Source organism: Bacteroides clarus, from assembly GCF_015555825.1.
Lineage (GTDB): Bacteria > Bacteroidota > Bacteroidia > Bacteroidales > Bacteroidaceae > Bacteroides > Bacteroides clarus.
Genome location: NZ_JADNLF010000004.1, coordinates 240,682 through 262,792 on the forward strand (window position 1 = coordinate 240,682; position 22,111 = coordinate 262,792).

Annotated in this window: 18 protein-coding genes; 7 read left to right on the plus strand and 11 right to left on the minus strand. The window is 43.5% G+C overall.

Going from position 1 to position 22,111, the window contains the following annotated elements; translation table 11 throughout:
* Nucleotides 1-48: 48 nt before the first annotated feature.
* The 3 genes from I2F54_RS06685 to I2F54_RS06695 all read left to right on the plus strand — a co-directional run bounded on the left by I2F54_RS06685 (nt 49) and on the right by I2F54_RS06695 (nt 2,982).
* Entirely contained in the window at nt 49-327 is a 279-nt protein-coding gene (locus tag I2F54_RS06685; RefSeq protein ID WP_009120546.1) for a PqqD family protein, read from the plus strand.
* Nucleotides 328-593: 266 nt separating this feature from the next.
* On the plus strand, nt 594-1,901 hold the full coding sequence (locus I2F54_RS06690) for an AAA family ATPase (RefSeq protein WP_087413448.1): 1,308 nt from the start codon (nt 594-596) through the stop codon (nt 1,899-1,901).
* Complete coding sequence (locus tag I2F54_RS06695; RefSeq protein ID WP_195500809.1) at nt 1,888-2,982, plus strand: RloB family protein; 1,095 nt, start codon at nt 1,888-1,890, stop codon at nt 2,980-2,982. The genes I2F54_RS06690 and I2F54_RS06695 overlap by 14 nt, the downstream gene beginning before the upstream one ends.
* Here I2F54_RS06695 and I2F54_RS06700 read toward each other — a convergent pair.
* The 6 genes from I2F54_RS06700 to I2F54_RS06725 form a co-directional block, all read right to left on the minus strand.
* The gene (locus I2F54_RS06700; RefSeq protein ID WP_229097145.1) at nt 2,937-4,640 is read right to left on the minus strand and encodes an ABC transporter ATP-binding protein; all 1,704 of its coding nucleotides are present in this window, start codon (nt 4,638-4,640) and stop codon (nt 2,937-2,939) included. The genes I2F54_RS06695 and I2F54_RS06700 overlap by 46 nt on opposite strands.
* Before the next feature lie 10 nt (nt 4,641-4,650).
* Nucleotides 4,651-5,091 carry a S24/S26 family peptidase gene (locus I2F54_RS06705; protein WP_195500810.1) on the minus strand — a complete coding sequence of 147 codons (441 nt, stop codon included), beginning with the start codon at nt 5,089-5,091 and terminating at the stop codon, nt 4,651-4,653.
* A 191-nt stretch (nt 5,092-5,282) separates the two neighbouring features.
* Nucleotides 5,283-7,037, minus strand: coding sequence for a hypothetical protein (locus tag I2F54_RS06710; protein WP_195500811.1), 1,755 nt, complete (start codon nt 7,035-7,037; stop codon nt 5,283-5,285).
* A 48-nt stretch (nt 7,038-7,085) separates the two neighbouring features.
* Nucleotides 7,086-8,492 carry an undecaprenyl-phosphate glucose phosphotransferase gene (locus I2F54_RS06715; protein ID WP_195500812.1) on the minus strand — a complete coding sequence of 469 codons (1,407 nt, stop codon included), beginning with the start codon at nt 8,490-8,492 and terminating at the stop codon, nt 7,086-7,088.
* Nucleotides 8,493-8,589: 97 nt separating this feature from the next.
* Entirely contained in the window at nt 8,590-9,660 is a 1,071-nt protein-coding gene (locus tag I2F54_RS06720; RefSeq protein WP_195500813.1) for a nucleotidyltransferase family protein, read from the minus strand.
* 11 nt (nt 9,661-9,671) lie between these two features.
* Complete coding sequence (locus I2F54_RS06725) at nt 9,672-10,442, minus strand: glycosyltransferase family 2 protein (RefSeq protein WP_195500814.1); 771 nt, start codon at nt 10,440-10,442, stop codon at nt 9,672-9,674.
* Nucleotides 10,443-10,924: 482 nt separating this feature from the next.
* On the opposite strand from I2F54_RS06725, the gene I2F54_RS06730 reads away from it, so the two are divergent.
* Nucleotides 10,925-13,048 carry a BT4734/BF3469 family protein gene (locus I2F54_RS06730; protein WP_195500815.1) on the plus strand — a complete coding sequence of 708 codons (2,124 nt, stop codon included), beginning with the start codon at nt 10,925-10,927 and terminating at the stop codon, nt 13,046-13,048.
* Nucleotides 13,049-13,294: 246 nt separating this feature from the next.
* Here I2F54_RS06730 and I2F54_RS06735 read toward each other — a convergent pair whose 3' ends face one another.
* A complete protein-coding gene (locus I2F54_RS06735; protein WP_087413486.1) occupies nt 13,295-13,537 on the minus strand; it encodes a DUF4248 domain-containing protein in 243 nt (80 codons plus the stop codon).
* Between the two features lie 189 nt (nt 13,538-13,726).
* On the opposite strand from I2F54_RS06735, the gene I2F54_RS06740 reads away from it, so the two are divergent.
* From I2F54_RS06740 to I2F54_RS06750, 3 genes are all read left to right on the plus strand, one after another.
* A complete protein-coding gene (locus tag I2F54_RS06740) occupies nt 13,727-14,260 on the plus strand; it encodes an HU family DNA-binding protein (RefSeq protein ID WP_022219746.1) in 534 nt (177 codons plus the stop codon).
* A 63-nt stretch (nt 14,261-14,323) separates the two neighbouring features.
* On the plus strand, nt 14,324-14,428 hold the full coding sequence (locus I2F54_RS06745; RefSeq protein WP_022219745.1) for a smalltalk protein: 105 nt from the start codon (nt 14,324-14,326) through the stop codon (nt 14,426-14,428).
* A gap of 4 nt (nt 14,429-14,432) precedes the next feature.
* Nucleotides 14,433-14,876, plus strand: coding sequence for an N-acetylmuramoyl-L-alanine amidase (locus I2F54_RS06750; protein ID WP_087413455.1), 444 nt, complete (start codon nt 14,433-14,435; stop codon nt 14,874-14,876).
* 7 nt (nt 14,877-14,883) lie between these two features.
* Here I2F54_RS06750 and I2F54_RS06755 read toward each other — a convergent pair whose 3' ends face one another.
* From I2F54_RS06755 to I2F54_RS06770, 4 genes are read right to left on the minus strand one after another with little or no spacing between them, the layout of a single operon-like run.
* Nucleotides 14,884-16,011: an SDR family oxidoreductase gene (locus I2F54_RS06755; protein ID WP_087413456.1), complete on the minus strand. Its 1,128-nt coding sequence runs from the start codon at nt 16,009-16,011 to the stop codon at nt 14,884-14,886.
* A complete protein-coding gene (locus I2F54_RS06760; protein ID WP_162609580.1) occupies nt 15,987-16,409 on the minus strand; it encodes an NUDIX domain-containing protein in 423 nt (140 codons plus the stop codon). Before I2F54_RS06760 ends, I2F54_RS06755 begins: the two co-directional genes overlap by 25 nt.
* Nucleotides 16,402-19,101 (minus strand): amidohydrolase family protein, encoded by a 2,700-nt coding sequence (locus tag I2F54_RS06765; protein WP_195500816.1) that lies wholly within the window; start codon nt 19,099-19,101, stop codon nt 16,402-16,404. Before I2F54_RS06765 ends, I2F54_RS06760 begins: the two co-directional genes overlap by 8 nt.
* Before the next feature lie 60 nt (nt 19,102-19,161).
* Entirely contained in the window at nt 19,162-22,110 is a 2,949-nt protein-coding gene (locus tag I2F54_RS06770; RefSeq protein ID WP_195500817.1) for a hypothetical protein, read from the minus strand.
* Nucleotide 22,111 lies beyond the last annotated feature (1 nt).

Here is a 22,111-nt window from a genome sequence, read left to right on the forward strand (position 1 = left end):
TGAACATTTATTTTATTCCCAAACAACAGACGTAGACTATCCCACATAATGAAAGCCACCCTGAAACCCGACTTTATACTACACAGCATCGCCAACGAAAAAGTACTCATCGGTGCAGGCCAGCAGATTGACTTCTCCAAAATGCTAATGCTCAATGATACCGCTGCATGGATTATCGCAGAGCTCCAAAAACAGCCCGCCACACCGGAAGAACTCACTTTGAGATTAACAGAAATATACGATGTCAGCCAAGAAAAAGCGCAAAACGACATAGAAGAACTGCTCCGTCATTTAGAAGAACAAGGGATAGTAATCATTGAAGAATAAAGCAAGAACACAATCGCTGAAACAGCGTTCTTCCAAAGGTCTACTTTAGTCCCGCAAAGCAGACCTTTACAAGCATACACCCCTACCTTACAAACAGAACATACAATAATTTACAGTAAAATAGTTCAGTCAGGAAAGAGCTTTTTTGTTCGTAACAGAAAATAAGCTTCCCAGAGACAGAATCATTGCCCCTACATAATTCTACTGGAAAGACGACATTTTTCCAACCATTTCATTATCTTTGCAATATTCTAAGATAAAGTGCAATGATAATAGATTTCAAGATAAAGAACTTCAGGTCATACAAAGACGAAACCGAGTTTTCATTCGAGGCATTGGACATGGATTTCCGAAGTGAAAACACCACGGCTATCGAACTGGAGAACGGAGAAACAATTCGTTTGTTGAAGACAGCCGCAGTGTTCGGTGCCAACGCTTCCGGAAAAAGCAACCTTATTTGGGCATTGTACAGTTTGTCCCACATGGTGGCAGGTTCTTTGAAGTACGATGTCAACACCCCTATACCCTATACCCCCTACGTTCTTAACTCAAAAACAAGAAATCAACCTACGGAATTTACTATCAACTTCATTGTAGATAGAAAACAGTACCGATATGCAATAAAGTTCGATAAAGTTATCCATCAAGAAACTTTATCGACAATGAAATGCAATAAAGCCGAAAATATATTCAATGTCGAGGTAAACGAAGAAACACTACAAAGGCACGTATCAATCGGAACAAGTTGGGAAAGCACTTTATTGGATATTTCAAACGCCCAACTGCTGCCTAACCAATTGTTATTGTCCATGTTGGGAACAAGACAGGCAAACGGACTGCAAAACGTATATTCATTTCTCGCCACATTGCAGGCGCAGCCGGTAGGAGATGCCATCGACCTGAAGTTCAACAGTTTCGACGTTGCAGAACGGATATTGAAAAGCAACGATTCAAAGCTATTCCAAAGGCTACGCCGATTGATACATATTGCCGATATGGGGATTGAAGACATTACAATGCAAAAACATAGTGATACCGAGTTCAAATTCCCGGATTCGGTTTCAGACGATGTCAGACAAACATTTATCAAACAAAACAAGTGGGAATTTGGAATGGTACATAAAGTAGTGAACGATGAAGAGGCACTCAATGTCACGCTCCCGATGCAGTTTGAATCTACCGGAACAAAAAACTTCTTCGGCATAGGTGCCCGGGTACTTGACATCCTGGAAACGGGAGGTTTACTTGCTTATGACGAGATAAATATTGCCATTCATCCTGCCTTGTTCAAATTGATAGTATCGTTGTTCAACAATAATAAATCCAATCCTCATAACGCCCAGTTGCTATTTACCACCCACGATGCCTCCATTGCGGGAGACGGGATGTTGCGCGCCGACCAAATATGGTTTGCCGAAAAAGAAGACGGAGCTTCCCAGCTTTATTCTGCACAAGATTTCGATGACATAAGCATCAACATTCCGTTTGACAAATGGTACAAGTCCGGCAGATTTGGAGCTTTACCAAAATTCGGTAACATAGACTACATATTTGGAGATAATGGCACGCTGTAAACGAACAACACACAAAAACAACATCGTCATACTATGCGAAGGCTCGGACACGGAAGTAAAATATTTTTGCGACCTGAAAAGTTATGTTGAAGAACTGCATCCCGACAGCTTCTCCGATATTAAAATACTTCCGGTAGCCGATGAGATTATCAGGGAAAAGAAAGGAAGTAGACGCAAGAAGACATTACGGCAACCCATTCCAAGTCTGCATTCAGATAAACACTACTGGTGCAAATGGGAGCATACAGATGAAGAATATGAACTGTATAAAGCACAACCTACCCGATATGTACGTGAAACCCAACTGTATATGGAAGAAGACGGTTATGTAGAAGGTTGGGCTGTATTCGATAAGGATACATTTACCGACCACCAAACAGCCTTTAAGCTGGCTGAAGAGATTGAAGGGCTTCACATTGCATTCTCGTCGCATTGTTTCGAGGAATGGCTACTTTTACATTTTGAGAGGAATCCGCATCTTTTCAGCGCCTCCGTCTGCAAAAATAATGATAAAGACCGGGGATGCGGAACAAATGTACCTGGGGACTGCCACGGTACAGTATGCTTGGGTGGATATATACGCGAGAAAAGATATATACCCGATTATGCCAAAAGCCAAGAATCCATATTCACTACATATACCCTGCCACATATTCCTCTCTGTTATCTGAATGCGGCATGGACCAGAACATTATCCGACAATCCCCCATACGAATGTAATCCGTATACAAACATAGACATATTGGTGAAACGGCTATCAGGTGATACCCGTATATTCCACTGGTATCACACAAACGAAAATATAGCATTATGCGGAACCACCATTCGTGTATCAATAGCCAATCGTACCATCACTATCGAAAATACAGGAAACAGGGCATTGATTCTGAAAGCCGATACCTGCATGTTGTGCAATGAATATGCTGAAGTAACAAGAAGGCTATCCTTAGATATTTTGGAACCAAAAAGCAATAAAAAAATACAACTTGCGGAAAACGAATATTTTCTGCATTTAAGAGCAGGAAACGATTGGAGTTATATTCTTACTACCCCATCGCACTCCTCTGCCACCGCCGGGTGATGCGTAATAAAGACAAACGTCTTCCCCCCACAATCCCGGCGTAAATTCCCTAACAGCAATCGCTCCGTTTCCGAATCGAGTGCAGAGGTCGCTTCATCCAGTAGTAGAATATGGCCCGGACGAAGCAGTGCACGGGCAATGGCAATACGCTGTGCCTGTCCCTCACTGAGTCCGCCGCCTTGTTCAGTCAGCAGGGTATCTATCCCATCCGGAAGTGAGAACACAAAATCGGCTACTGCCGTACGTAAAGCATGGTTCATGTCTTCTTCCGTAGCTTCAGGATTGCCCATCAAGAGGTTTTCACGGATAGTACCGCTAAACAGAGTATTCCCCTGGGGCACATAAGTAAAATTGCAGCGCGTGGACGGAGAAACAAGGCAAGCCTCTTCCTGCAACGACTGCGGCTGCGCATACGAACACGATTGCAACTGCGAATGCGAGCGAAGCACAATGCTCCCCTCTTCCGGCAGTGCAAGAGCAAGCAACATACGCACCAAGGTCGTTTTCCCTCTGCCGGTTTCCCCCATTACAGCCGTACAGCTACCCGCCGGAAACTTACAGGAAAAATGGCTGAATACAGGTGCCTCGCCGCCCACATAGCGAAACGTAATATTATCGATTTCCACATCGGGAGTTTCAGCAAAGCGTATACTTTCCTCATCGCTTTCTTCCGGCAACCGTTCCAGCTCTTCCAATCGGTCTATGGCCGTAAATACCTGTGCAAAGGAAGGTATCAGCCGGGAAAGGTCCAGCACAGGACGCTGTACTTTCCCCACCAGCTGAAGAAAAGCGGCCATTGTACCGAAAGTTATAGCCCCCGTACTGAGACTGACACTACCCCACAGAAAAGCGGTAAGATACCCCCCAGAAAAAGCCAACGATACAAAAGAACGTGCGGCAAGCGAAAATCGTGTACGCCCCAAAACCTGATTGCGTAGCGTATCTTGCCATTCGTCCAACTTACTGACACGGTTACCACTCTGTTCCAATGTCTTTATAACCGTCCTATGTTGCAAACTCTCCTGAATAACAGCCTGTATCAGGCTGTCACTTCTGCGAATTTTATGCGTATAGCGATGAATACGTTTCATATAATAACGGCTACCCAGCAGAAACAGCGGAAAGACGGCTACCACAATCCATGGCAGAAACGGGTCTAAATAACAAAAGAATAAAAAGGCCGCCAGCAACTGCACTCCGGTCACCACCAGTGATGGAAAAGACCCGGTAAGCAACCCCACTACCGATGAAACATCCTGCTCCACACGATTCACAATATCTCCGGTATGGAACCGTTCCAGTTCATTCCAGCGGCTATGCAGCAGGCGGGTAAAAAGACGGTGTCTCAGCGTATTTCCCAGCTCAATCTGCATACGTATGCCCACCCAACTGTCAACAATATTACAAAGCAACTGCAATACAAGCAAAGCGACCAGCAACAGAGCCGCCCCCGGCAAACTGCCCGTAACCGTCCCCGTAGCAATATCTATCACATATTTAGATACCCCGATAAAGGCCAGGGAAAACAATACGGACAATGCTCCCAGCGCACAACTCACCAAAACCGCCCAACGCTGTCCGGCAGAAACTCTCCACAAATAGCAGATTTTATCTTTCAGATTCTTCCCTGTAAGAGCAGGTATCAAGTCGTCTTTCATCACTCAATATTTATAATCGTCTATACAATGCCAGCAAATACCGGCGACAAGGCGCCAGCCTCACCCAACAATAAGAATACGTGCGCCACAACACACCGTCGGCAGCATACCTCTTGCCTTTCCGTATCACGGCAATCACCTTCCCTGCAACTTGTGCAGGAGTTGTTTCCTCGGTTTGTCGCAGATTGCCGTCGCCTTGCAATATAAGTCTATCATCCCTGCGGGCTATAATACGATGCAACACAAACCGCCCTTCCGCATCCTTTGCCAATACGGTAATCCCGGTTTGCAGCTCCTCAGGAACGAAACCACCCAAAGTAACACAGTCACGACCATCCGCCAAAAAAGGATTCATACTGTTTCCCCGCACAGGAATAGTCACCGAATGTCCTTGCTCAATCAGCCGTGCCACCTCCGGCAATATCACTTCATTATCAAAAACCTTTTTCATCCTCTGTACACGTTCAGTTCTAAAAAAAGAGTATCCGTTGAAAAAAGAAGGCCGCCTCATTAAATCCTGAGGCGGCCCGCAAACAAACAAAACAAACAAGAAAGTCTTTTATGACTTTCCGTTCAGGCATTCCCGCTTCGCTAAGCAGGAATGCGAACTCGTCTCACGACGACATAGGACGTTATGTCTATTTATTTGTCAACCACATAATGTATTTTAACTTTCACACAGCGATTCAATTTTGCATTCAGTCCCTGTGTACTCTTATCATTCACGGTGGCAATAGGATCGGTCAGTGTGTTGAGAGAGAAATTGCTTCCCACCACTTTCTTGAACCGCTCATTTTCCTTCAGCCATTTGATAACCGAATAAGCGCGGTTGTGAGCCAATGTCTTATTACGTTCCAAACCAACATTGGCAGCATCCTTACCCGTGTAGTTGTCCTGGCTGGTAGCCAATCCCTCAGCCTGTACGTGCAGTATTCTTCCCTCTTCAAAGATTCTCTTCAGAGCGCTCACGGCAGCGGAGTCGGCAAACTGTCCGGTATAACCTTCGTTACCCTCGATAGCTGCATATATATCGGCAAAGCTGAACAACTCGGCATCAGTATCCGGTTTCATGTTTTCTTTCACCAATCCGAGGCCGGCATGCGCATTCAAGCCGTAAGAAGTGCTCTCTTTATAATTGTCTCCGCTCATCAGGCTTTGATTCTTGGTAGCATTATCCACACGATAGTACCAAGCCTTGTTCCCGCTGTATACAGGAGCATAGTAATATCCGTTTTTCTCTTTAAAGGCATTCATGCTTTCGGCATCCATATCCAGTGAAATAGGTGAGGAAGATATTTCATAACCGCGTGAAACACCTGCCATACCGGACGACTCACCGGCTTCATCCGTAGCCACATCCGTAGTACGCAATGTCGACAGCGAAGCGCCTGATGCCAAACGTGCAGCTACCGCATCATTGTCCTCGAACTTCTTCTGAGTGAAAATACCCGATGCCAAGTAATCGATGGAGTTCACCGCAGCATCAAACACTACCGGAGCATCATCCCGCCCTGAATAGTTGTTCGGGAAGAACACATAAAATACCATTGACTTATATTCAGGACAATCGCTGATAATCTGATTGATGACGGGACGGGTAATATACACCGGTTTCGCACAAGGCGCACATCTCTCCCAACCGCGTTGCTTGAAGTAGTAAGTCATACCGATACGGATACCCGTATTACTGTCGAACCATTTGCTACCTTCGGCAACAGCCTTATTGGTCACACCATCAAAATTAGTCTGAAACAGGGTAGTATACAATTTCAGGTCTAAAGACAGATTTTTCTTTTTGGAAAAGAAACGGCTGTATTGCATTTCGAGGTGTCCGCTCCACTCATTACGCTGCTGAGGAATATCTCTGTGATGCAAAGCGCCGATACCCGCAGAAAAGATAAACTGGTTCATCAACTTGTCGGAATCGATGCCTTCGTATCCGCAGAAAAGACGGGACAGGTTGAACATAACATTGGCATTCAAATCCCACCATTTGTTCTTCGTCTTCCAATAAGGAACACCGTCACTATTTATTAGAATCTGTCCGTATGTAAAAGGAGTCGGTTCCTTGCTATATCCGCGGGAGTTACCCATACCGAACTGAAGTTTCACACCGATGCCCGGAGTAAACCACTTACCCACACCCACATTAAAGTCGGGAGAAAGTTTTCCTGCGAAATCTTCTACCTTGCCATAGTCACCAAAGAAAGCATGATAGCCCACACTTCCCAGTACAAACCAGTTATCCCAGAAACGGTTGGTCACCACACGATACTCATCATCGGTAGGCTGCGGATTTTCAATCATGTCGATGGAATCCTGCTCCACCGTTTGTGCGCCGATACTACCGCTCCAAAGCAGGGAGAAGAGCATCATGCAAAATGCTAATTTTTTCATTTTCTCTTAGTATTGAATATATTAATTATTGTTATTTGTCTTTTCCGTCTAATAAGCGTTTTTTTCACCATGAACAATGTTGGCAACCGTTTTATAAATGATATATACATCCAGCCCGAAACTCCAATGCTCGATGTACCATATATCATTCTTGATGCGATTTTCCATATCACTCAACTGCTTTGTCTCACCACGAAAACCGGACACCTGGCTCCATCCCGTAATGCCGGGCTTCACAAAATGCCGTACCATGTATTTATTTATCAGTTGCGAATACTCTTCCGTATGCTTCAACATATGAGGGCGGGGCCCCACAATACTCATATCCCCCAGCAACACATTGACAAATTGCGGCGTCTCGTCAAGGTTCGTCTTGCGCAGTATGCTTCCCCAACGCGTCACGCGGGCATCCCCTTTGGTGGCCTGCATCCGGTCGGCATCACTGTTCACTTTCATGCTCCTGAACTTATAGCAATAAAACTCCTTGTCATTCAGTCCGTTCCTTTTCTGTTTAAAGAATACGGGTCCCGGCATGGTACACCACGTCACAATGGCCACCACTACATAAATAATAGGAAACAAAGTACATAGGAACACAAGCGAGAACACAATGTCAAACCCTCTTTTAAGCGCCTTATTGCCTAATTGGTTCAGCGGTTCCTGCCGCAGGCTCAGATAAGGCACAGTGCCCACCATATTAAGATACATCTGATTCTGCAAATAATTATGCACATCGGGTACACTGTAAAAATGTACCAGATTATTCTCGCAATAATTAATCATCGGCACAATGACATCCTTATGCTCCGAAGACAAACAGCAGAAAAGACTGCGTATATAAGTACGTTTCTTCAGAAATCCGACGACCTCCTGCGGCTTGCCCAAATATGTACACTCTTCAGGAAAAGCCGGATTGGGCTGATAATCGAAATACCCCACAACTTTATATCCCGACCAAGGCTGTGCCGTCAATTCATAATACAATTGCAGATTATTCTCCGTACTTCCCACCAATACCACCGAATGCAGGTTATTACCTTTCAGACGGGAGTTCTTGATGAAAAAACGCAAAAGTAATCTGAAAGACACGATACAGACAAACAGTACGATGATATAGCCCAAAAAGAAATAAGACCACACATCCATATACTGCCCTATGGCAAGAATCGCCCCGGACAAAACGGCAAAGTAAAACACGTTAAGGAATACAAGCGTTACAATCTGATAAGCATACACCTTTCTTTTATACAGAATAACCGACCTCTTCATGCTGCACAGCACATAGCACAGCAACAAGGTCAGTATAATCTGAGCTTTCGGAGCGCTCAGTATTTTCTCCCAATACGTACCTGCCAGAAAGAAGCAGAACAATTCAAAGATAATGCCACATAATAAAGTGTCTCCAATAATTACCGTAGCCTTTATCAGTTTACTATATGATTGTATTCTTACCATTCTTCGTTATCTGCTTGTTTCTTTTTATCAAGCTGCAAAAAAAGAGAAAAAACGGGTAAGCAAATAGACATTCGGTCACCAGTATGTGATAAATTGTCTACAAGGCAGCATTCACAGACTTCACCGAACTGCCTTTCAGCCTTCTCCACACCATATAGAGAGGGAAACAGCAAGCTTCGTCGGGCATCAGGCCAAACAGTAAGGAACAGCGTTTCAACCAAAAGAATCCGTTCCCCATCACCCTGCCGGCAACTGTTCGTTTGTTCTCACTGCACTGCTCCCGCTCCATTTTCAACAGATAGCCGTCTCGCCAGATGATATTTCGCAATAACTGCATATTCCTGTCATGCAAAGGTCGTAGCGGAAACTCCCTGACGCCCTTGATATAGACATCGATAAACCCGAAAAGCACCCTGCTGAACCTTATCATATTCAGCTCACGCAGTATCCCCACCAGTTTTTTCCTATCGAGCGAGGCATTGCGCAGCATCACCGCCACATCACACACCTGCTTCAACCCAATCCCGTAGGTCAGCACATGGCGACGTAAATGGAGAATCAGACAGGCAAGATACAGCTCATACCCCTCTTTATCCTCATGCAACAACTGCGTCAGCCTGTTATGCACCACCGGATTATACAGATATTCCCGCTGCCGATGGAATTCAACGAACACTCCCCTGTTCCGGAGCACAACATCTTCGTGCTCCACCCGATAAGGCAATTTCCACTTTTGCAGCACCTCTTCCAACCTCTCCCAGCCCGCATGCACTACAATATCCAAATCGCCATAGCTGCGATACATCGGCCTATTGTACCAATGCGCCACCGACGGCCCCTTAAAGACCTCAGCCTCTATGCCTGCCTCTTCCAGACTTTCCAGCCAAAAGGTTCCCTCATTGGCTATGCGGCTGTTCATCCGTTCCATATATATCAACTGTGCAATCCACTGCCCCCACAACTCTCCGTCCGGACGCACGCCACAATGCGCGATGCCGTCCGTCACAATGCCCGACACTGCCTGCCGATGCCCCATATCGTATATCCGGCACCAATCATCCCGTGTCAGTCCGGTCATGTCATATCCGGGTTCATCCGGCTCCTCTCCCCACAATCCCAGTCTCAGAAAGTGGAAGAAGAGTTCCTCATCACGCCCCATATTTTCCATATCCCTGGTATTTACCTTCCCGCACCAATCCGTTTAATCCTTGCTCCGATAAACTGCGGCACCTTCCAGCTCATCTTCATCAGCTTTGCAGGTACTCCCGGAAAACCGTGCGCCCTGTATATGCCCACATCTTCCTTCCACATCTGCCTCCGTCTGGCGCTGTCGGTAGACAAACCGCCCATACGCATCCTCACAATGTACTTGTTCAGATACTCCACACGCAAATCCGCCTCATACAGATACCTCACCAGCAGGTCCGTGTCCGCCGCTATCTTATAGTTCTCGTTATACAATCCCCACCTGCCCATCACCTCGCGCCGGATGTACACCGTAGGATGCAGCGGCAGCCAGCCGCACTTCACTTTCCATTTCCGATAGTTCCCGCTAATCCAGTCGCGCACAGGCCTGTCCGTGTGCTCAAAATCCACGAACAATCCGTTGCCATATACCAGTTCGGCTCCTGTTTCACTGAATTTTCGCACAATATCCGAAATGACATGCCTGTCGAACAGAAAATCATCCGAGTGCAACAGCCCTATGATATCTCCGGTTGCGGCCTGCACTCCTTTATTGATGCCTTCGTACATACCTTTATCAGGCTCTGAAATAATTTTGGCAATCCGGTCCCTATATCGGTTTATCACCTGCAAAGAGCCGTCTTTGCTTGCTCCGTCCACAACGATATACTCTATATCCGGATAGTCTTGCGACAACACGCTTTCTATGGCCTGCCCTATGGTCGCCTCTCTGTTAAAGCAGGAAGTTATAATGGATACTTTCATCTGATAATAAAACAACGCGCTCCTTTACACATTATTGAAGTAATCATTTTCCAATCTATCGAACACATTCCGTATTAAATGCCATCGTTCCTCTTGGTCCGCGGCATGCACGTAGATACGTAGAATACGGTAATACTGGTTTATATCTACGCTAACTCCTTTTTTACCTTATAGTAAGTGCGGGTACTCATAGAGGCCATTTTGCATACCTCATTTATAGTCAAAAACTTACCATCCACCATATAGCTATAGCGAAATAGTTCCAAAAGGTCTCCCAATTCCAGGTTAGGCCCGAAATCCGCAGCTTGCTTGCTTTTCTTCATTTAGTTTAAATTTATTAAGAATGTTAAATCACGTACGGTTCATGACCGCCATGACGGTCATGAAATTTTGTTGCAACAAAAAAATATTGTGAACTTCGACACTTTTTAGAACCTGCCCCAAAAGATGCAGGCTCTCATTTATCAACGAAATAATTTTATATGAAAGAACTTCAACTCAGCCTTTTCAAAGGCTATCCGGATACCGTACCGGACACCATCACCCTACAAGGTATAATCAATCTGATTCAGAACGACCCGTCCGTACGCGACCATACAGAGAAATACCGTTACTACCATGAGCAAGGAAGCCTGTCTGCAGCTGCCCGCGAAAAGTCCTCATGCCCCTGCTTTGCCGTTGCCGTCACTTTTGCGGGCGGCAAGCAGCAAGCCCATATCCAAAGCTGGACTTCTTTGGGCATTGTAGACATAGACAACGTACCCACGGAGAAACTGCCGGAAATAAGAGAACAGATTACCGGCAGTCCTCACACTCTCCTTTGCTATACTACCATAAGCGGCAGGGGCATCCGCATCATTTTTCCGATAGAGGGCTTGACCGACGATACCGAACAAAACATAAAACTTTACAAGAAGGCTTTTGAACAAGGGAACCGTTATTATGCCGACCTCACGGGATGTACATGCGACTTGAAATGCAAAAATGCCACCCGCCTGAGCGGACTCGCCCATGATACCGGTGTCTATTTTAATCCCGACGCAACACCGTTCCACATCACCATCCCTCAGAAACGCACGCCCGGCAATGTAAAACCTGCCGGAAAACGATTATTGAAGAAAGCCCTGACAGCCGCCGGACGTATTCTGAAAAAAGAGGGCATCGCCTACGAAGCCCATCACCGTAACGAGTACATCATGCGAATGGGATATCTGCTCAACACCTACGGCATCCCCCTGCAGGAAACCGAGGAATGGGCCGCCCGGCAGTTTGCCGACTACGACGGCGATGCGGCAGGCATCATCCGCTCATGCTACCGCCACACCGACGAGCACAACACATGTCCGCTGACAGGAAACGGCTCCGCCCCATCCGAAGAAGAGGGATACGCCAATGTAGCAGAAATAGAAAAGTTTCTGGCCTCACAGGCCCTTTTCCGGCAGAATATCATCACACGGCAATGCGAAGTGGCCTTCAAAACCCTTGACGACTTTTCCGGCAAGCCTGCATATACCTCGCTCACCGGCCGAGACGTCAACACGCTGTGGAGCCGCATGAACAAAGAAATCAGCCGTGTCCGTCTGAACGATATTTATAATGTGCTGCACTCCGAATACGTGCTTCAGTTCAATCCGTTCCGGGAATTTCTGTTCAGCCTGAAGCCATGGGACGGCATCACCGACTATATTGGAGAACTGGCCGACACCGTCCGTGTCAAAGGAGATCAGCAGCGCTTCAAGCACTATTTTCGGAAATGGTTTGTCAATATTCTCCCGACCTTGTTCGAGGAGCATTCTGTCAATCATGAAATACTGGTACTCATCGGTCCGCAAGGCAGCTACAAAACCACTTGGTTCAACCATCTGCTGCCGCCCGAACTGCAACGTTATTTCTATACCAAGATGAACAGCGGCCGCATCACCAAAGACGACCAGTTTACACTGACCGAATTCGTGTTAATCTGCCTGGAAGAAATCGACGAGATGCGCCCTGCCGAGCTTAGTCAGCTCAAGGCGTTGGTCACCATGAAAGGCATCAATGAACGCGCCGCTTACGGACGCAACAAAGAACACCGCACACACATCGCCAGTTTTTGCGGTACAGGCAATAACATTCAGTTTCTGAACGACCCCACCGGCAATCGCCGTTGGCTGCCCTTTGAGGTAGAGGAGATTAAAGACCCCAATCTCTATCCTTTCAACTATGAAGGGATATACAGCCAGGCATTCGCCCTTTGGAAAAGCGGCTTCCGGTATTGGTTCAATCGGGAAGAAATAGACGTACTAAATGAGCATAACCGGAATTTTGAGACTCCCAATCTGGAGAAAGAGCTGATATTAACCCATTTCCGCCGGCCGCTGCCCGGAGAAAACGGTATTTTCATCACTACAGCCCATATCCTGAATCGTATCAACGCTCTTATCAAGCATCCGCTCAGCTCCACTAAAATCGGCATCATCATGAAGCAACTGGGGTTTGAGAACATCCGTTGCGGCGGTCAGCGAGGATACAGAGCTGTGGAATACAATGCCGAAGAAATCTATCGCAATCAATGCGCCGCCGCCCGCTACGGCAGCGACTCTTCAACCGCAGCCGAGCAACCGTAACAAATGACACCTTGACACCTTTGACACTTACTTTTTAAAGTCGTATGCAGAATTTATATATATAAAATCCGTTTTCACCATCATGCATTTATTAACAAACCATTATATCTAAAACTTCCATATATAAGTGTCAAAGGTGTCAAGGTGACAAAATCGAGACTACTTTCACTGCCTGTCGAGACTATCCTCGGAGCCCTGTGAGAGTAGTCTCATCCGTTCACGAGACTACTAATGCCGGTCCCCGCTTCAAGGCCTGCCCAAATGTGCAAAAATCAGCTCTACCTGCCATGAAGTAAATACGTGCTGACGGGAGTAATATCCCGCATTTTGTAAAGCCTCGCTGAGTGCCTTGTTCAGTTTAATCCAGCGTGCCAAGCGGTTCAGCGCCGATGTCGGCGCTATATCGGGAGCATAGGCCTGCGCCAGTTCCTGCTTGGAATAAGGTTTGATTTCCCAACATTTCTCTAAAGCCGTTCTCTCTGTATCCATAGTTGTTTTCATGTCCATAACTTTTTGATTTTTAGAGTATAAAGTTACAAAAACATTCTTACACAACCATCACTTTCCGTCCTTGTTTTTCATCTTATTTCCTATCCGCTCACGCTCTTTCCGCCATATTCATTTTCGCCCTTACCGCAGGTTGTATCTTTGCTTCGTAACCAATTAATAATTTATTTTATGGCATTAAATTACAGTATTTCCATGCTTTCCAACCCCATGAAACCGGGTGAAGCTAAAAAAGCCTATGCAAAGGCACAAATCAGTCAGGAACTGACGCTGAAAGAGCTGAGCCGCCTCGTGGCCGGTCAAACCACCGTGAGCCGCGCCGATGTATCTGCCGTGCTGATTGCTACCGTGGACAACATGATAGACAGTCTGCGTGCAGGAGAACAGGTGGATTTCGGAGAACTGGGAAAGTTCCGTCTTCAAATCACCAGCCGCGGAGCTGAAACAGCCGAGAAATTCACCGCAGCCAACATCACCGGGGTCAATATTCAGTTTGTGCCCGGTGAAGATTTAAGAAACATCTTTGCAGGTATGGGCTTCACCCCTGTGCCGACACGCGCGGCAGCCCGTGCCGTGCTCAAAGCCCAAAAGGCCGGGGAGACAATGGTAGATATTTCGGGAAAAGACACTTCCGGCGGCGGTTCCACAGGTGGTGGCGGCAATAGCGGCGGCTCCGGTGAAGAGGAAGAAAATCCGTTAGGATAAAACCGTCATACGGACCTATTTCCCTTTTATCATCACATTTAAAATTTCAAATCAACAATTATCATGAAGAAAGAATCAAAATCAATCTGGGGAGTTATCCTCAAAGTAGTTATCGCCATCAGCACCACGTTGGCTGGTATATTCGGTTTAAGCGCCTGTACCAAATAGACGTATGAAATCAGGCAGTTTCTATCAAAACTATCGGGAGGTTCGCCTCCTGATAGTTCATTGCAGCGCCACACGCTGTAATCGTGACTTTCCGCTCGATGCCTTGCACCGCAGCCATCTGTCACGCGGTTTTGCCAGTATAGGTTATCATTTCTACATTACCCGCGAGGGCAAGGTGCATATCTGCCGCCCCGCACATCAAATCGGGGCACATGTCACCGGCTGGAACGACAAAAGCATCGGCATTTGCTATGAGGGCGGGCTCTCGGAAAAAGGCGTGCCCGCCGATACACGTACGTATGCACAAAAGTGCTCGTTGCTGGACCTGCTACGGCAATTGAAGGCAGATTATCCGCAGGCAAAGATACTGGGGCATTATCAGGTCAGTCCGAATATCAAGAAAGCGTGTCCTTGCTTTGATGCAAAGGAAGAGTACAAATTCATCTGAAAAACCACTACCATTTTATCCCATGATAATCTTTCAAAAACAATCCGGACTTCAAAAACTCCTTTTTACCGGAATAAAAATAAGAGAGAAAAGGATCGCACACTCTTGCCGCTCCGTCAGCTACAGTAAGAGGGGGCGTAAAACCACTTTCCAAATTTCTCTTTGCTATCGGATAAGGGTTTTCATCCGTAATCCACCCGGTATCAACACTATTCACATAAATTCCCAAACGCAGATAGTCCTCTGCAACAGTTCTGGTAAGCATATTCAAAGCAGCTTTGGCCATATTGGTATGAGGATGAAACGGATTTTTATTTTTTTTGGAAAAACAACCTTCCATTGCAGAAACATTTACTATGAATTTTTCTTTAACAGGGGCTTTCTTCAATAATCCCACCAACCGCGAACAGAGCAAGAAAGGTGCTGTCACATTGACTAACTGTACTTCCAAAAACTCTCTAAGCGACACATCCCAAGCTTTTGATATCCAACTGTTATGCGTTCTCAAATCTTCCAAAAAACCATCTTCATCGACTTTATCCGGCATAAAAGTCCTCTCAATATTCCCACAGTTTTGCTTCTGTTCCAAATAATACCGCAACAATTTACCCTGAACGGGAGACAATCTATGGTTTTCATGCTTTTCCAAATCTCTCAAGTGCCGGTAATATTCTTCCGGACGTGCAATAGTTTGAGCAGCATTATTAATAATAATATTCAAATAAGGAAGCTTTGCATTCATCCAAGCAATCATTTCTTCCACTTTCCTAATGTCCCGAAAGTCTATCCCATAAATCAACAGACGATCGGACCATTCCGCAAAGTCATTTTCCTTACTATACTTTTCCGCTGCATTTGCAGGAAAACGAGTGGTTATAAGTACCGTTGCCCCTTTACGCAACAAGGACAATCCGACTTGATACCCAATCTTTATGCGCGCTCCCGTAACCAGCACCATCATTCCTGCCATAGTAGTGTCCCTACACTGAAGTTGTTGTAACTTACGTTGATTGGCAGCATAACATTCGGAGCACATTGAAAAAGGAATTTCTTCCTTTTTTAATGGACGATGACAGATATAGCAATGGTCAAAATGACGACCTTTTGCTATCACGGACAATTTTCTTCGTACCATTTTCTATATATATTTAAAGCTCTCTGCGTATTTTGTGACAAGTTTTCCGGCAAGTCATCCCAAGCAAACCAACCGATTTTTTCATGCTTATCCGGTTCCCGGTTCACTGCCCATTCTGTATTACAGCTATGCATAGCGAAAAACAAAGAACACCAATGAGCATTTTCCGAAGGCAGGATATAGTCAGTGTACCCTATAAACCTGGCTGTACAATCCGCAAGTCCCGTTTCTTCACCAAATTCACGAATTATCGCTTCCTCTACTGTCTCACCATATTCCACCGCCCCACCCGGAATCGACCAGCAGCCGACTTCCGGCGCTTTCTTCCTTTTCAACAAAAAAAGCCTGCCTTTGTTGTCTTGCAATACCCCGCCTACACCTACTCTTACACTATTCATATTTGCTTCCATTATGTTTACGGAACTGTTGTTCAAACCCTTGTCTACGAATATTGTTCAACCATTCATAAACTTCCTTCGGTGCATATCGCTTTTTTCCTTCCAAATCTCTTTCTTTTTCAAGAGCCAATGCCAAGAGGGCATATTCATCTTCGATGGAAGTATCAAAAATACCCCGGTCGTCCGTATTGACAGAAACCGATACTTGCGGACACAGTTCTTCTTCACCTATTGAGGGTAATCCCAAGCGGTACAATTGTGTAATGGGGTGTTGCGCATAATGTTTAAAACTCCCAATCAGATGATTGGAAGTTATATTGGCTTCAACACTTATATACCTTGAAGCAATCTCCTTGCGCATGGCATGCTGCACTTTCTTTATCAAGCCTATGATTTCCGATGACAAACATATTTCGCATCTTTCCTCTCCTCTTCGCCGAACACCGCTGTCATAATGATAATAATGATATAACCATACAGCAATCTTGTCCTTTCTCACATGAGCCATATCAGCAGTCAATGTATTCAAGGCTGTAATTTCCCACCAAGTGTGATATTGATATTCAGTAAGTTGACTTATCGGGTTTAGGTAATATGCAGGATCATCTCCACGCAACAGCCATGAATAGTAATAAGTAGTAAGGTTTCTGCCAGGATCCAACAATTCATCTTCAACAAATATATTTTCTCCTTCCCGCTCCTTTTTTCCTAAATAAATTTCATCATAAAAGTTCTCAAAAATATTTTCCAGTTCTAAAGCGACATTAACAGAAAGCTGTATCCCCAATTCACGTGCCTTGTGATGGAGCCAAGCCGCATTGTCCAGCATATTCTGCTTAGACATGACCACCCGATGATTACGATGTTTATAATATAAATCCACATCAATTCCCAAAGCCAAAGCATGTCCGATACGATCTCCGGCCTTCAAATTCAAAAATAACACCGCCTCGTCTATAGCTCGCAATCCATCCGTAATATCCCAAAAGTCCTCACCGACATGATAAGTAAAATTCAAGGAACGGAGTCCTTTATAATGGTCATATCCCAACTCATGAAAATCCGGACTATAATTACAGAAACATTTCATATAACGATAAACCGGTCCGAACACTTCCGGACGACAATACAATTCAGAGTTAGCAGCATCCACTCCTACAATCAATTCTGCCATACGCGGTCTCTCTCTCACCGTTTCCAGTATGGCCTCTCCCTGTTTTTTTATTTTCCGACGAAATCCATAATGCCTATAATCTACCATCACACACGGGTACTCGATCAAAGAATTCAACCTATTGTCCGATTCGGCATCACGTTGTTTAATAAAATGCAGTATGTAATAATGCTTCCTACCTTTCTTTTGCTTTTCTCTATTCTCTTCACTTGTTCTCTCTCCTGGCAACCGTCTGTTAATCTGCCGTTCAAGTAGCTCAATAGAATGAATCAGCTGGGAACTGGTATCCTTAGGGGTAATCCGACATTCCAAATACTTAAGATACTCTTTGGAAAAAGCCATATCTACCGCCAGTTTCGGTATGAGTTCCTGATATCCCCAACGTCCTTCTATAAATATCTCCTTACGTCGTTCATAATCGGAAAAGTTACTAAATCCCGCCTTTTCATTCAGTTGTATCAGTTCTCTCCTAATTTGTCCTTTCTGTAATAAATAAGCGTAAAATAACCATTTATCTTCGGCGGAAGCATTTCCTGAAAAGATGAGATAGAACATATTATACAAAAGACAACGTTCTCCCGATAAGATTTTCTCTGCAAGATTCCAACGTTCCACAGTTCCGAAACTGTCCAAAATCGCATAATCCGGATAAAAAGATTTATCGCCGATTTCCAACTTGCTTCCTTCCGTAAATTTATAACTATCTATCAGGCCATTTACTTCCATAATAGCCCCTACTGTTTGGATAGCCATCTCATCCTCGCATTGTAAAATCACTAACAGTACCGGAAAAAAAGCTTCCGCCTTTTTTTTATTTGTAATTCTCATAAACAAATAATAGCGGATGGCATACGCTTTTATAGTAGTCAAATGAGCTGTTTCCCACTTTTCATTATCTGTCGTAATTGTTTTATGCGAAAGACATTTCTTTAATTTTTCAAACTCTGCCTGCCGACCAGACATATCATTCATCAAAGAGAGCCAATTCAATTCATAATTCAAGGAAGAACCCCGCAGATGAAAATGCAGGTCACACACACCTTTCCGCAAAATGTGAGCAATGGAAGGATTATCTTGCATCAATACCACAGGCCAGAAAAAAGAATCCCGTTTTATATTGGCATTGAAATTATTAAAAGCCAAATAGGAAGTCGTAAACAAATCCTCCCCCAACTTATAAGTGAGCATGCGCCATCTCAATAACTCCTGAAATCTGCAACATGGCTGAAAATCTTTTTCAATCAGTACCTTTTGACTGAAATGCAATAACACATAGAAGAAGTCGGGCTGTCTATACTCCAAGCACTCTGTAGGAAAGGATATCCAATCCGACCTCAGCAAATAATATAATTCCCTTACCTGGTCTATCGTATAGCATTTGTTCTCTATCATAAACTTGCTGCAAAACATATCCTCCGTCACTCCTAAAGTGGCATCCCAGTCTTTTTTGTGATGTAGGATCTCCGCACTGTTTATTTGAGAGAACAAAGTATCGATAACCGCACGAATATTATCCATGACTTATTAAATAAAATCTATATTATTGCTTTTATTGATTCTCAAGAAGGGATATTGTCTTTAAGAGTCTGTATATATTTTATCAAAAATCGCCTTATACTCCTCATTTCCAGGACTTAATAGCTCTGCCATAAAATCACGAATAACACCGAAGAATTCATATTTTATATTAGCTTGTAATCCTTGTCCATTCCTATAAGTTGAGATTTCAATCTCAGCAAGATTGTCAAACATTTTTTTGAATAGTCTTACAGTATCACCACTTTTATCAGGTCTTTGACGCTGAAGTCGATAAGAAATCTGCTCCAACAAATCAATGTTTCTTAAACTCACTTTATAAACAAGTCTCTTATTAGCCCACTCATGATCACGCTTCTCGTTAGCAGATGCTTGTAAAGGCTCATTACCTATAATGTAGTCTAACATTGCTAAATATAACGGATATTTAGCTTTATTTGACAACATCTCATCTTTAAATTTCTGCTTTGCACTCTTTTCCAGTTCGCTATCTTCTTCATCTTTCTTTGGATTTTCATCTACCTTTTCTACTTCACCAGAATTCTGAGCTTCAATAGGTTGCTGCCCCTCATTTAAATTCTGTTCTTGTTCTCCACTCTGTTGCTGTTTTTGTTCCTGCTCCTCTACCTGTTCTCCCTCTTGTCTTTGCTCTTGTTCTTTTATTTGCCCCTGTTCTGCATCCTGTTCTTTATTTAGCTCTTTTTCCTCATTTGCTTTTACCTCACGACTATTTTCCAAAACTAATTTATCAAAACGGCCATAGCTTTGAGCTACATTCACCAAATTATAAAATATGGAAAGCACATCAAAACAAATATATTTACGGGATTGAGCTATGTTCTTTTCATAGTACACTTCATTACGTTTCCTATATTGAGAAAAAGAACTATTGCTTTCTTTTTCCTTAGACTCCACCACAAAAGAGGTTGTAAGTAAAAAGAACTCTACAATCTTTCTTAGAAGTTCTTCTTTAAAATTCTCTTTAACAATTTTACTACAAATATCCGTTTTGGGTTCCCTACCAGAAATGTACTTAATCAAATCACTTATTGCCTCATTATCTATAACTCTTCTACATCTTGAAACACTTCCCTTATCCTTATCTATCTTCTCATAAGGAGCTACATTCAAATACTCAGAATTCAAAAAATTACCATTAACAATATCTCCATAGACAATCTCATTATTAGTCAATATCTCCTTATTTATAACTTCCTTTTGAGTCAATTTTTTCTTTTCTTCTGCTATCTCCTCTCTTTTCCGGAAAGTCTCATATAAAGAAAAAGTATAAAATGTTTTCATAGCAAAGAAAAGTTTCCGATCGTCTTCTTGGTATGAAACTTTACCCAGCCAATCCAAACATGCCAGTACATCTCCCAATGATATATTATACATCATATTCTCTTCATCAAGAATATTCTGCAACTCTTTCATACTGCTATCACTCAATCTACTTTCTTTGGTCTCTTTTTTATCTTTTGCAGCATCTTTAGGGTCATTACTGATTTCTATATTCCTTAAGACTTCAAACCTCCGTTTCAAATGCTTTATTACCGTCTGATTGATAAGCCCATAATCCTGTATATCCCGCAGCTTTTGTATAATTGAGAGTCCGCCTTTATCCAAATTATTCGTACACCATACTCCATAGAAATATTCCTTAAAAGGAATAAGATTGGGTAATGCTCCCTCATGACTTTCCACGTCATCCAGATTATACAGCAAATGCAGCAAGTTACAAAACTCACGTAAATTATAGGGAATGATATAATTGACTTGCGATTTTGTATTATAAAATAACAAACGGGTCTTTTTGTAGATTTCCTCCAATATACCGTTTTTCATCGGAGAGAGTATGTTGACTTTCCTTACTTTCCCTCCTTGCTTACGGCAAACCTGAATATCTTTGTCAAATAAATCCTTTACAGAAGGCATTATAATACGTTGGTTTAGAGGAAGCAGTTTGGTAATATACCGTTCTACTATATGATTCACCACCTCATTATAATTATCATCCCCTTTAACAGTCTTATTTTCAATATATTTTTCCTCTCTCTCAAGCAATGGACGAAAATCTTTTGTATATTTAATCCGAATCACATTCCCCAACTGCTCCAGCTTAACCGCCATCAAAATAATCAACTCCGGCATATTGAGATAACGACGAATGCACTCCACTAATCCATAACCATCTTTCATATCCAAATCTATATCGTCAATGCACAACACCAATTTGCCATTCGTATCTTTATAAATATATTCCAGATAGTCCCGTACCAGCTCTCTAAGAACTTCTTTCAATTCAAGGGATGCACTCAGATCTTTCAATTGTTCAAGGTCACCAAATTCAGAAAATTCAAGTTTTTTTCCCAACAATGGAAATATCCGTCTAATCTCTGCAAAACGGGACAAAAGCAACTTCCTGTCATGTCTATATTGTGGTTCCTTTTCTTCCTTTTTCATCAAATCACGGAACAAAGTCCCAATAAACAATTCCAAGATATTATGGTTACTGTCAAAGAAGAGCGGATCAATCACCTCACATCTATAAAAAGAAGTTTCTTTCAAAATATCTTTATAAATATCTATCTCCTTTTCCTTTATTTTTGCTTTATCTTGGTTTTTCTTTACACTATCTTCAATTTCAAACAAATCATCAAGCACAACCTTATGATCCCGTTTCTGCATACACAGTAGTTCCCTCGCTGTCAACATACACGAAGTTTTACCCGAACCTCTTTCTCCTGCAAAAACAAATATATTATTGGGAAATTCCCAAGAAGAATAAATGGCATCCTGCTTCTCTCCTTCCTTACAAAGCAAGAGATGCTCAGCAATGGCAGACAAGATCTGACGATATTGTTTGTAAAAGATAGAATTCTTTACTGTTATGTCGCTATCTTCTTGAGTAAAAATTTCTATTTTAGGCCGAGTCTCTTCTCCTAAAATAAAGCTATGATCATACATCTTTTTTTCATTCTGTTCTCCCATA